The organism is Nocardioides lentus (assembly GCF_039529515.1).
Classification (GTDB): Bacteria; Actinomycetota; Actinomycetes; order Propionibacteriales; family Nocardioidaceae; genus Nocardioides; species Nocardioides lentus.
The window spans coordinates 631,051-642,479 of sequence record NZ_BAAAMY010000004.1 but is presented as its reverse complement, the minus strand read 5'-3'; the positions used below and the strand labels follow the sequence as shown (position 1 = coordinate 642,479).

Sequence of the window (11,429 nt, the reverse complement as noted above, 5' to 3'; positions counted from 1 at the left end):
TCCTAGGGTGAGGCGGTGCGCCTCGCCACCTGGAACGTCAACTCCCTGCGCTCGCGCATCGACCGCGTCGAGGCCTTCCTGACCCGGCACGACGTGGACGTGCTGGCGGTGCAGGAGACCAAGGCCCGCGAGGACCAGCTGCCGCTGATGGGCCTGGAGTCGCTGGGCTACGAGGTCGCCGCCGCCGGCTACAGCCAGTGGAACGGCGTCGCCGTGATCAGCCGCGTCGGGATCGAGGACGTCGGCGTCGGCTTCGACGACATGCCGGCCTGGGGCGACCCGCCGGTGGCAGAGGCCCGCGCGATCGGCGCGACCTGCGGCGGCGTCCGCGTGTGGTCGCTCTACGTCCCGAACGGCCGCAAGCCCGACGACCCGCACTACGCCTACAAGCTCGACTGGCTGGCCGCGCTGCGCGCCGCCGCCCGGGGGTGGCTGGACGCCCCGACCGCGCTCGTCGGCGACTGGAACGTCTGCCCCACCGACGACGACGTCTTCGACGTGCAGCAGTTCCGCACCAGCACCCACGTCACCGTGCCCGAGCGGGAGGCCTTCGCGGCGTTCGCGGACGACGGCTGGGCCGAGGTCACCCGCGAGCACGCGCCGGGCTACACCTACTGGGACTACTACCGCCAGCGCTTCGAGCGCAACCGCGGGCTCAAGATCGACTTCGCCTACGCCTCGCCGTCGCTCGCCGCCGGCGTCACCGGCGCCTTCGTCGACCGCGACGAGCGGGCCGGCACGGGCGCCTCCGACCACGCCCCCGTCGTCGTCGACGTCGACCTCTGACGGAGGATCCGCCCCCCGGGCGGGGTACGCCCGCCCGCTCCCCGGCCGCGGACGCGCCCGGGGGTGCTAGGAAGCACCCCATGCCCTCGCTCCGCACCCCCCACGACGGCGACCGCGCCTCCCTGTCCCGCGAGTCCAAGGCCGAGCTGCTGCGCCGGGCCCGGCGCCGCGGCGTCGCGGGCCGCTCGGGCATGACCAAGCCCCAGCTGGTCGAGGCCCTCCTCGACCGCAGCGACCAGCCCGCCGGGCGCGGGTCCACGACGGACCACGACGTCGTCGCCGCCGGGCAGGGCGCCCACCCGGCGGCCTCCCGGGTCGAGGCCTTCACCCGGCTGGCGGAGGCACGGGCGCGCGGCGAGATGGTGTTCCTGCCGCGCCAGCTGAGCGGCGCCGAGCGCCGCAGCCACGTCCGCCAGACCATCCGCGAGGACCACCAGACCCGCATCGCCAACGCCGACCAGGAGGCGCAGGCCAAGTTCGACAAGCTGGACGGCTCGACGTACTCCTTCTTCCGGGGCACCTCGCTGCTCTTCTACCGCGACATGGCCGGCGAGGACGCCTGGATGCCGACCGTACTCACCCTCGGCGACGTCCACCCCGAGAACTTCGGGGTCATGCCGAGCGCCGACGACGTGCCGATCTTCGGCGTCAACGACTTCGACGAGGCCTACTACGCGCCGTTCACCTGGGACCTCAAGCGCGGCGCCGTCGGCTTCATGCTCGCCGCCGGGGAGGTGGGCGGCCACGGCCCGGGCCGCCAGGGCAAGATCGCCGCCGCGTTCGTCCGGGGCTACGTCGCGGGGATGCGCGAGTACGCCCGCGACCAGGACGAGCGCACCGGGCAGGTCCGCCTCGACAACGCCCCGCCGTTGATCGCCGCCCTCATCGAGGACGCCCTGCAGGACCGGTCGGACTGGCTGGCACGCAAGTACCACGACGAGTACCGACGCGGCTTCCGCGCCGACCGCGAGCACGTGCCGGTGAGCTCGCGGCGCGAGGAGTTCCAGCGGGCCCTCGACGCCTACGTCCGCACCAACCGGATCGCGGTCCCCGAGGACCGCACGCCCGGCATGCGGGTGAAGGACGTCTGCGTGCGGCTCGGCCAGGGCACGGCGTCCCTCGGGCTCCCCCGCTACTACCTGATGGTCGAGGGCCCGCGGGCCGACGGCAGCGACGACGTCCTGCTCGAGTTCAAGCAGGCGCGGCGCTCCGCGCTCGACGGGCTGGTCCCGCCCTCGCCCTACGTGGTGGACGGCTACGCCGAGCGCATCACGCACGCCCAGGGCGTGCACCTGGTCGACGGCGACCGGTTCTACGGCGCCGCCGAGCTCGACGGCCTGAGCTTCATGGTGCGCGAGCGGGCGCCCTACCGCGACTCGATCGACCTGGCGGACCTGTCGAAGAAGGAGTGGTCGGACTACGCCGACATCTGCGGTCGCTCCCTCGCCCAGTCCCACGCCCTCTCGGACGAGTCCGGGCTGATCGACCACGACGCCGAGCCCGAGGTGCTCGCCGCCATCGGGCCCGTCGACCTGTTCGTCGACGACGTCGTCCGCTTCGCGGAGGAGGCCGCGGACCGCGTCCGCACCGACCACGCCCACTTCCGCGCCGACCACGCCCTCGGGGCCTTCACCGCGATCGACCACGTCTTCCGCTGAGGTCCACCGCCGAGGTCCACCGCCGAGGTCCACCGCCGAGGTCCACGGCCGAGGTCCCTCACCAGCGGCTGGCCAGCCCCCCGGCGGCGACGTGCGCCTCGGCGAGGGAGGCGCGGGGCCCCTCCAGGCGGGTCCGGGCCCGCGCGAGCCACAGCGCGGCGGTCGACGCGGCCGCCGGGGCGTCGCCGGCGAAGGGCCCGTCGACGGCCACGAGCCCCTCGGCCGCGGCCGGGTCGCGCAGCGCCGACTCGAGGCGGCGCAGGCGCGTCTCGAGGAGCTCCAGGTCCCGTCGTACGGCGGCCACCTCGGCGTTCGCGTCGAGGCGGGCGGGCGCCTCGCGACGCCGGGGGGCGAGCCCGGCGCGGGCCAGGCCGAGGAATGTCATGGCTCCAGCGTGACCACCGTCCTGCGGTAGCGGAAGCGAGAGTTGCTGACGCAGTGGTGAAGTGTCGCTGAACTACGATCGTCGCGTGCCGATGGACCCCACGCGCCTGCTCGTCCTGCGCGCCGTACGACGCACCGGCGGCGTCCTGCCCGCGGCCCGGGCGCTGCACCTGACCCCCTCCGGGATCTCCCAGCACCTCGCCAAGCTCGAGGCGGAGGCCGGGGTGGCGCTGGTCGACCGCAGCCGGCGCGGGGGCGGGCGCACCCTGCGGCTGACCGCCGCCGGCCGTGCGCTCGCCGAGCAGGCCGAGCAGCTCGCGGCCGCCCTGGCCAGCGCCGAGCGCGAGGTCGACCGCTACCGGCAGCCCTCCGGCGGCACCGTGCGGGTGGGCGGGTTCGCCTCGGTCCTCAACCGCCTCGTGGCACGCACCGTCGTCTCGCTGTCGCTCACCGAGCCCGAGATCGACCCGCGCATCTTCGAGATCGACGAGGCCGTCGGCCTGCGCCAGCTCGCCCGCGGCCAGCTCGACCTGCTCCTGAGCGAGCGACCCGTCGCCGACGAGCCGCCGCGGGGCCCGGGGGTCCGCGAGACCGACCTGATGACCGACCCGTTCCGGATCGTCGTGCCCGACTCCTGGCCCGACGTCGGCGACAACGAGCTGCTCGCCGGACCCTGGGTGCTCCCCCACAACCGGGTCGCCTCGCGCCGCGCGCTGGAGCGGGTCGCGACCGCTCGCGGGATCTCGATCGACGCGCGCCACATCGGCCGCGAGTCGGCCACGATGCTCGCCCTCGTCTCCGCCGGCCTCGGCGCCGCGATCATCCCGCAGCTCACCCTCGCCAACCACCCGCGCGGGAGCCACACCCTCTACACCGGGTCGCTCGACCCGGGGCAGCGCACCCTCACCGTGCTGCGCGCGGGCGACACCGACACCGTCGCGGTCGAGCGGTTCCTCGCCGAGCTCGACCGCCAGGCCCGGCTGGAGGAGCAGGACGCCCCGACCGGCGTCGCGGGAAGCCTGGGCGCCTCGCGGGGGTTCGGACCACCATGACGCGCATCGGCAGCTCGGACCTCGACGTCCGCCCGCTGGCCCTCGGGGCGAACCCCTTCGGCTGGACCATCGACGAGCGGGCCTCCCACGCCGTGCTCGACGCCTTCGTCGGCGCCGGCGGCGACCTCGTCGACACCTCCGACTCCTACGGCGACGGCCACGGCGAGTCCGAGGCCTTCATCGGCTCGTGGCTCGCGCGGACCGGTCGCCGCGACGACGTCGTGCTGGCCACCAAGATCGGCAGCAGCCGGATGCGGCCCGGGCTCGCCGCCGACAACGTCGCGGCCGGCGTCGAGGAGTCGCTGCAGCGGCTGCGCACGGACCGGATCGACCTGCTGTGGGCCCACTTCGACGACACCGACACCCCGCTCGGCGAGACCCTCGGGGCCTTCCAGCGCCTCGTCGACGCCGGGAAGGTCCGCGAGGTCGGGATCAGCAACTACTCCCCCGCCCGGATCCGCGAGTGGACGGGCCTCGTGCGGGCCAACGGGTGGCGCGCGCCCGTCGCGCTGCAGCCGGAGTACAGCCTGCTGCGCCGGGCGTCGTACGAGACGGAGCGGGCGGACCTGGCCGCCGAGCACGACCTGGGCGTGCTGCCCTACTGGGGGCTGGCCAGCGGGCTGCTGACCGGCAAGTACCGCAGCCGCGACGACGTGAGCGGTCCCCGCGCGGGCCTGGTGTCCGGGTACGCCGAGGACGACGCCGCCTTCGAGGTCGTCGCGGCGCTCCGCGAGGTCGCCGCGGCCCACGACGCCGAGCCCGCCTCGGTGGCCCTCGCCTGGCTGGGCACCCGTCCCGGGGTCGTGGCCCCGATCGCGAGCGCCAGCCGGCCCGAGCAGGTCGAGGCCCTGCTCGCCTCCACCACCCTCCCGCTGTCCTCCGAGGAGGTGGACCGGCTCACCGCGGCCTCTGACAGGGTGGGCCGGTGAGCTACGACGTCGACGCCGTCCGTGCCCTGTTCCCGTCGCTGGCCGACGGGACCGCCTACTTCGACGGGCCCGGCGGCTCCCAGACGCCGACCCCCGTCGCCGCCGCCGTCGCCGGGACGCTGACCGCGGGTCTGGCCAACCGGGGCACGGTCACCGAGGCCGAGCAGCGGGCCTCCGCGGTCGTGTCGATGGCGCGGCGCGCCATGGCCGACCTGCTCGGCGCCGACCGCCGCGGGGTCGTCTTCGGGCGGTCGATGACCCAGCTGACCTTCGACGTCTCCCGCACGCTGGCCACCGGGTGGGGCCCCGGGGACGAGGTCGTCGTCACCCGCCTCGACCACGACGCCAACATCCGGCCCTGGGTGATCGCCGCCGAGCGGGCCGGCGCGACCGTGCGCTGGCTCGGCTTCGACCCGGTCACCGCCGAGCTCGACGACGTCGCCCCGCTGCTCTCGGAGCGGACCCGGCTGGTCGCGGTCACCGCCGCCTCCAACCTGCTCGGCACCCGCCCCGACGTGCCCGCGATCACCGCCGCCGCCCACGCGGTCGGCGCCCTGACCTACGTCGACGCCGTCCACCTCGTGCCGCACGCCCCGGTCTCGAAGGACGAGCTGGGGGCGGACTTCCTGGCCTGCTCGCCCTACAAGTTCCTCGGCCCCCACTGCGGGGTGCTCGCCGCCGACCCGGCGCTGCTCGAGACCCTGCACCCCGACAAGCTCCTCCCCTCGACCGACGAGGTCCCCGAGCGCTTCGAGCTGGGCACGCTCCCCTACGAGCTGCTCGCCGGCACGACCGCAGCCGTCGACCTTCTGCGCGGCTGGGGCATGGCGGCCGTCGAGGAGCACGAGGCGGCGCTGCTCGCCCGCCTGCTCGACGGTCTCGCCGCGGTCCCGGGCGTCACCGTCCACGGCTCCCCGGCCCGGCGGACGCCGACCGTCCTGCTCTCCGTCGACGGTCGCGAGCACGCCGAGGTGCACCGCGGGCTCGCGGCCCGCGGCATCAACGCCCCGGCCGCCAGCTTCTACGCGATCGAGGCCTCCCGCCACGTGGGCCTCGGCGACGCCGGAGCGCTGCGGGTCGGCCTCGCGCCGTACACGACCGCCGACGAGATCGACCGTCTGCTGAACGCGCTGGGGGACCTCGTCCTACGCTGAGCGCCGTGGCTACCGGGGTGACGCCGTCGCTCCGGGGACGGATCGGCAAGGTCGCGTCGGCGTCCGCCGTCGCGCTGGTCTTCGGCGAGGCCGTCACCCTCGTCCAGACCGTCGCCCTGGCCCGGCTGCTGAGCCCGGCCGAGGTCGGGATCTTCATGGCCGGCACGGTCATCACCCTCTTCCTCGGCAACTTCGTGGAGGGCGGCCTGCGCTCCGGGCTGGTGCAGCGCGAGCACCAGGTCCCGGAGGCGGCGGAGACCGTCTTCTGGGCCACGGCCGGCACCGGCCTGCTGATGAGCGTCGTGACCCTGCTGACCGCGCCGGTGGTCGGCCTGGCCTTCGACAGCGCCGAGATCGGGGCCGTCGCCGCCGCCTCGTCCGGCGTGCTGTTCCTGTTCTCGCTGACCAACGTGCCCGAGGCCGTGCTCCAGCGGGAGTTCAGCGTCTGGCGCCGGGTCGTGGTCGGCCCCAGCGTGTCGGTCACCTTCGCGCTCGTCGCCGTCGGCGGCGCCCTCGCCGGGTGGGGCGTGTGGAGCATGGTCGCCGGCCTCTACGCGTCGTACGTCGCGTGGCTGGTGACGCTCTGGTCGATCACCGACTGGCGCCCCCGCCGCGCCCGCGCGTCCTACCGGATCTGGCGCGAGCTGGCCCGCTACGGCCTGCCGCTGGTCGTGGGCTCGATCGGCGCCCGGATCCAGCAGGTGCTGGAGGCGCTCGTCGTGGGGCGCGGGCTCAGCGAGGCCGCGCTCGGGCAGTTCCGCTACGGACAGCGCATCGCGCAGATCCCCGGCCGCGCGATCGTCGAGGTCGGCGCGATCGCCCTGTTCCCGGCCTTCTCGCGCCTGGCCGGGGAGCCCGCGCGCCTGCGTCTCGCGTTCCTGCGCTCGCTGCGGTGGTCGGTCACCGGTGCCGCCGCCCTGACCGGGCTGATGCTCGCCCTCGGGGTGCCGTCGGTGACCGTCGTGCTCGGCGAGCAGTGGCGCGAGGCCGGGGTCGTCGTGACCGCGATGGCGGGTCTCGGGGTCGGCAAGGCGCTGACCTCGGTGAGCGAGGAGGTCATCAAGGGCGGCGGCCGCACCCGGCGCCTGACCTGGTACTTCGCCGTCGAGCTCGTCCTCGGGGTGGTGTCGCTCCTCGCCCTCACCCTGTGGCTCGGCCTGGTGGGCGTGGGGCTGTCGGTGTCGTTGACCGCGGTCGTCGTGGGCGTCACCTGCCTGGGCCTGTCCGCCGACGTCGTCGGGGTGAGGGCGCGCGAGCTGGCCGCGGCCGTCGTCCCGCCCCTGCCCTGCGCGGCCGTCGCGACCGCGGCCTGCTGGGCCCTCGAGCACCTCGTCCTCCACTCCGACGACCGGCACCTGCTGCTCGCCCTGCTGTTCCTGACCGTCGACACCGTCGTGTTCGGCCTCGTCTACCTCGCCGCCCTCGGGGTCGTCACCCCGTGGACCGCGCGGGGGGTCCTCGGCGCCGCCCGCCTCGTCGCCGGTCGCGTCCTGCCCGGAGGCCCCCGATGACCCGTCCCCCGTCCCTCCCGCCCGTGGTCCTCGGCCCCGTGGCCGTCGGCGGCCGCACGGTGCGGCTGCGCCCCGCGCGGTTCGACGACGTCGCCGAGTGGCGACGGATCCGGCTGCGCGACGAGGAGCGGATCCGGCCGTTCTGGGCGACCACCGAGCTCGACTGGGAGGCACGGCACACGGAGGCGGTGTGGGTGCGCGAGCTGCTGCGCGGCGCCGCGGACGCCCGGGCCGGCGTGGCCACCTCGCTCGCCGTCGAGGTCGACGGCCGCTTCGCCGGGCAGTGCGCCCTGACCGACCTGGACCGCTGGCACCACGCGGGCGAGCTGGGCATCTGGGTCGACAGCACCGTCGCCGGGCGCGGCGTGGGTCAGCTCGCGACCGCCATGCTCACCGACTACGCCTTCGACCACCTCGGGCTCGCCCGGGTGACCGCGCCCACCTGCGTGCACAACGTCGGCAGCCGCCGCGCGGCCGCGCACGCCGGGCTCCGGCAGGAGGCCCTGATGGTCTCCTTCATGGACGTCGGGGGGAGGCGCCAGGACCACGAGCTCTGGGCGGTCCTCCGCGACCCGGACCGGCCCTCGAGCCGGGTCGCCCACGCCCTGAGGGTCCACGACGGGGTCGAGCCCGACCGGCCCCTGCCGGTGAGCCCGGCGAGCCTCCCGCGGGTGCCGCTCACCTCGCCGACGGTGGCGCGGACCGTCGCCCGCTACCGCGCCGGACGTCTCCGCGCCCGGCTGCGGGGTCGCGCCGACGACGGCCCGCCGCCGAGCGCCCGGGCGGGCGAGGGCACGGTGCGGCTCGTCGCCGTCGACCCCTACCGCCGCACGGCGCGGCTGCTCGTCGACGACGCCGCGGCCGCCGCACCCGCCGCCGACCTCGACGCCGCGCTGCGCGCCGTGCTCGACGCGGCGTTCGGGCCGCTCGGCCTGTGCCGGGTCTCCGCGGTGACCGGGGCCGGCCACGACCCGCGCACCGTCGCCCTCGTCGCCGCCGGCCTCCGCCGCGAGGGCACGATGCACGACCACCGCGACCTCGACGGCCGCCGCGGCGAGCACGACCTGTGGGCGACCACGGTCGAGGACCGCGCCCCCGCCGTCGGGGAGCACCGGTGACCGGCACCCGTAGCCTGCGCGCATGAGCTCCCGGCCCCGCCTGCCCGAGCCGGACGGCCTGCGCGAGGCCTTCTGGGCCCACGAGCGGGCGCTGACCGCGGGGGACGGGGCGGCGCTGGCCGGGCTGGTCGCCCCCGGTCCCGCGACCGTGCTGGGCGACGCCGACGGGCTGCGGGTGGGCCACGACGCGGTCGCGGCGACGCTGCGGGGACGGGCCGCGACACCGCGTCGGGTCACCGCCGCCCACGTGCAGACCGTCGACGCCGACCACGCGCTCGTCGTCGCCGTCCTCGCCGACGCGGCTCCCGGGGCCGGCACGGCCGCCCGCGGCCAGCAGACGCAGCTCTGGGCCCGCACCGACGAGGGGTGGCGGGTCACCGCGACCCACCTCAGCGCCCCCGCGCCGGCGTTCGACCCGCGGATCTGGCGGGAGGTCGGCGACCCGCTCGTGCCCGCCTCCGGCGCCGGCCCGCTGGTGGGGCGCACCGTCGCGGTCAAGGACACCGTCGCCGTCGCGGGCCGGCGGCGCGGCGCCGGGGTCGACGCCTGGCTCGCGCGGGCGACGCCCGAGCGCCAGCACGCCCCGGTCGTCGAGGCGCTCCTCGAGGCCGGCGCCGCGGTGCGGGGCCTCGCCCGCTGCGACGAGCTCGCCTGGAGCCTGACCGGCGACCACCCGGTCCACGGCGCGCCGCCCAACCCCGCCGCGCCGGGCCGCCTGCCGGGCGGCTCGACCTCGGGGCCGGCCAGCGCCGTCGCGCTCGGGCACGCCGACGTGGGGCTCGGCACCGACACCGCCGGCTCGGTGCGGGTGCCCGCGTCGTACCAGGGCCTGTGGGGCGTCCGCACCACGCACGGCGCGGTGCCCCGCGGCGGCGTGCTGCCGCTCGCCGGGTCGTACGACGCGGTGGGGTGGCTGACCCGCGACCCGGACCTCCTGGCCGCCGTGGGCGACGTGCTGCTGCCCGCGGCCCCCACCGGACCCGCGGGCGCCGTCGCGCGCCCCGGGTCGACCGAGCTGGTGGTGTGCTCCGAGCTGCTCGCCGTCGCGGACCCCGAGGTCGCCGGCGTCGTCGAGGCGTACGCCGACCGCGCCGGCATGGTGCTCCGCGAGCCCTTCGACGCCTCCGTCCTGCCCGGCTGGCGCCAGGCCTTCTCGACCGTCCAGGCCCACGAGGCCCACCACGCCCACGGTCGCTGGGTCGCCGCCCGCGCGGACGGCGAGATCGGCGACGACGTGCGCGGACGCTTCGCCGCGGCCGCCGGGCTCGACGCCGACGACGTGCGACGGGCCGTCGCCGTGGCCGCGACCGCGCGACGGCGGGTGCTCGAGCTCGTCGGCGACCGGGTCCTGCTGCTGCCCGCCGCCCCGGGGGTCGCGCCGCGCCTCGACGCCGGGCGCGAGGAGCTCGCCCGCACCCGCGAGACCACACTGCGCCTGACCTGCCTGGCCGGTCTCGCCGGGCTGCCCGCCGTCACGGTGCCCGGCACCACCGCCGGTGGCCTGCCCGCCGGCGTCTGCCTGCTGGCCGCCCCGGGTCGCGACCGCGACCTGTTGGACCTGGCGAGGAGACTGCATCCGTGAGCCCCCACGCGCGCCCGGCGCCTGGGTCCCTGATCCCGCCCGCCGCGAGGAGACCCGAGTGACCACCTGCAGCGCCCACGTGCTCGACACCGCCCAGGACCGACCCGCCGCGGGCGTGGAGGTGGTCCTCACCGACTCCGCCGGCGCGTCCCACCCCGCGTGCTCCGACGGCTCCGGCCGGATCGGCTTCGACGACGTCGAGCTCGCCGCGGGCCGCCACGAGCTGCGGTTCCTGACCGGCCCGTGGTTCGTCGCCCAGGACCGCGAGTGCTTCCACCCGGAGGTCGTCGTGACCTTCACGGCCCAGCCCGGCGACGACCACCTCCACCTCGGCCTGCACCTGGACGCCGCGTCGTACACCACCTTCCGCGGCGAGACCCCCGTCGGCGCCGGCACGACCGGGGCCGGCGCGTGAGCGCCGTCGCGGTCCTCGGGGCCGGCGGCCTCGGGGCGGCGATGGCCGCGCGGCTCGCGGACCGGGGCCACGAGGTGCGCCTGTGGAACCGGACGTCCGCGAAGGCCGTCGCCGTCGCCGACGACACCGACGGGGTCATCGCCCACGACGACGCCGCGGACGCGGTGGCCGGCGCCGACGTGGTGCTGACGGTGCTCCGCGACGCGGACGCGGTCGCCGACGTCCTCTCGCCGCTCCTCCCCGGGCTCACCGGCACCTGGGTGCAGGCCAGCACCGTCGGACCCGCCGGCGCCCGGCGCCTGGGCGCGCTCGCCGCCGACGCGGGCGTGCGCTACCTCGACGCCCCGGTCTCCGGCAGCACCCAGCCCGCCCGCCAGGGCGCCCTCGTGTGGCTCGTCGCCGGTCCCGACGACGTCCTCGACGAGGTCCGGCCGCTGCTCGGCGACCTCGGCAGCGAGGTCCAGCACGTCGACACCGGCACGAGCGGGGGCAGCGCGGTCAAGCTCGCGGTCAACGCCTGGCTCAGCGCCGCCACCGTGGCCATCAGCGACGTGCTCGCCCTGGGCGACGGGCTCGGGGTGGACCACGACGTCCTGCGTGCCGCGATCGGCGCCGGACCCCTGCGCATGCCCTACGCCGAGATGAAGTCGGAGCTCATGGACGCCGGCACCTACGAGCCCGGCTTCGCGGTCGCCAACGCCCTGAAGGACCTCGAGCTGGCCGCCGACGAGGTCGCCCCCACGCCCCTGCTCTCCGAGCTCGCCGCCCGCCTGCGGCGCACCGTGGACGCCGGCCACGGCGAGGAGGACGTCGCCGCCGTGCACCGCGTGCGCTGAGCCC

General features: G+C 76.7%; 11 protein-coding genes. 10 read left to right on the top strand and 1 reads right to left on the bottom strand.

All coding sequences use genetic code 11. From position 1 onward, the window contains the following. Positions 1-15: 15 nt before the first annotated feature. Both ABD158_RS09840 and ABD158_RS09835 read left to right on the top strand, forming a co-directional pair. Positions 16-786, top strand: coding sequence for an exodeoxyribonuclease III (locus tag ABD158_RS09840; protein WP_344006595.1), 771 nt, complete (start codon positions 16-18; stop codon positions 784-786). An 80-nt stretch (positions 787-866) separates the two neighbouring features. Continuing rightward, positions 867-2,444: a DUF2252 domain-containing protein gene (locus tag ABD158_RS09835; protein WP_344006593.1), complete on the top strand. Its 1,578-nt coding sequence runs from the start codon at positions 867-869 to the stop codon at positions 2,442-2,444. Positions 2,445-2,502: 58 nt separating this feature from the next. Here the strand turns inward: ABD158_RS09835 and ABD158_RS09830 are convergent, their stop codons facing one another. Next, positions 2,503-2,829 (bottom strand): hypothetical protein, encoded by a 327-nt coding sequence (locus ABD158_RS09830; protein WP_344006591.1) that lies wholly within the window; start codon positions 2,827-2,829, stop codon positions 2,503-2,505. 91 nt (positions 2,830-2,920) lie between these two features. Here ABD158_RS09830 and ABD158_RS09825 point away from each other — a divergent pair, with 91 nt between their 5' ends. The 8 genes from ABD158_RS09825 to ABD158_RS09790 are packed head-to-tail and all read left to right on the top strand — an operon-like array spanning position 2,921 to position 11,425. Then, positions 2,921-3,880 (top strand): LysR family transcriptional regulator, encoded by a 960-nt coding sequence (locus ABD158_RS09825; protein ID WP_344007019.1) that lies wholly within the window; start codon positions 2,921-2,923, stop codon positions 3,878-3,880. Further along, the gene (locus ABD158_RS09820; protein ID WP_344006589.1) at positions 3,877-4,809 is read left to right on the top strand and encodes an aldo/keto reductase; all 933 of its coding nucleotides are present in this window, start codon (positions 3,877-3,879) and stop codon (positions 4,807-4,809) included. Before ABD158_RS09825 ends, ABD158_RS09820 begins: the two co-directional genes overlap by 4 nt. After that, positions 4,806-5,963, top strand: coding sequence for a cysteine desulfurase-like protein (locus tag ABD158_RS09815; protein WP_344006587.1), 1,158 nt, complete (start codon positions 4,806-4,808; stop codon positions 5,961-5,963). Before ABD158_RS09820 ends, ABD158_RS09815 begins: the two co-directional genes overlap by 4 nt. A 5-nt stretch (positions 5,964-5,968) precedes the next feature. After that, complete coding sequence (locus ABD158_RS09810; protein ID WP_344006585.1) at positions 5,969-7,474, top strand: oligosaccharide flippase family protein; 1,506 nt, start codon at positions 5,969-5,971, stop codon at positions 7,472-7,474. Continuing rightward, positions 7,471-8,592 (top strand): GNAT family N-acetyltransferase, encoded by a 1,122-nt coding sequence (locus ABD158_RS09805; protein ID WP_344006583.1) that lies wholly within the window; start codon positions 7,471-7,473, stop codon positions 8,590-8,592. The genes ABD158_RS09810 and ABD158_RS09805 overlap by 4 nt, the downstream gene beginning before the upstream one ends. 22 nt (positions 8,593-8,614) lie before the next feature. Continuing rightward, on the top strand, positions 8,615-10,174 hold the full coding sequence (locus tag ABD158_RS09800) for an AtzH-like domain-containing protein (RefSeq protein WP_344006582.1): 1,560 nt from the start codon (positions 8,615-8,617) through the stop codon (positions 10,172-10,174). 58 nt (positions 10,175-10,232) lie between these two features. Continuing rightward, entirely contained in the window at positions 10,233-10,589 is a 357-nt protein-coding gene (locus tag ABD158_RS09795) for a hydroxyisourate hydrolase (protein WP_344006580.1), read from the top strand. Then, complete coding sequence (locus ABD158_RS09790) at positions 10,586-11,425, top strand: NAD(P)-dependent oxidoreductase (RefSeq protein ID WP_344006578.1); 840 nt, start codon at positions 10,586-10,588, stop codon at positions 11,423-11,425. The genes ABD158_RS09795 and ABD158_RS09790 overlap by 4 nt, the downstream gene beginning before the upstream one ends. The last annotated feature ends 4 nt before the right edge of the window (positions 11,426-11,429 follow it).

Bases quoted from the DNA above. Each gene is read 5' to 3' on its own strand.
- ABD158_RS09835 (WP_344006593.1), top strand. From the start codon at position 867: ATGCCCTCGCTCCGCACCCCCCACGACGGCGACCGCGCCTCCCTGTCC.
- ABD158_RS09830 (WP_344006591.1), bottom strand. From the start codon at position 2,829: ATGACATTCCTCGGCCTGGCCCGCGCCGGGCTCGCCCCCCGGCGTCGC.
- ABD158_RS09825 (WP_344007019.1), top strand. From the start codon at position 2,921: ATGGACCCCACGCGCCTGCTCGTCCTGCGCGCCGTACGACGCACCGGC.
- ABD158_RS09820 (WP_344006589.1), top strand. From the start codon at position 3,877: ATGACGCGCATCGGCAGCTCGGACCTCGACGTCCGCCCGCTGGCCCTC.
- ABD158_RS09805 (WP_344006583.1), top strand. From the start codon at position 7,471: ATGACCCGTCCCCCGTCCCTCCCGCCCGTGGTCCTCGGCCCCGTGGCC.
- ABD158_RS09800 (WP_344006582.1), top strand. From the start codon at position 8,615: ATGAGCTCCCGGCCCCGCCTGCCCGAGCCGGACGGCCTGCGCGAGGCC.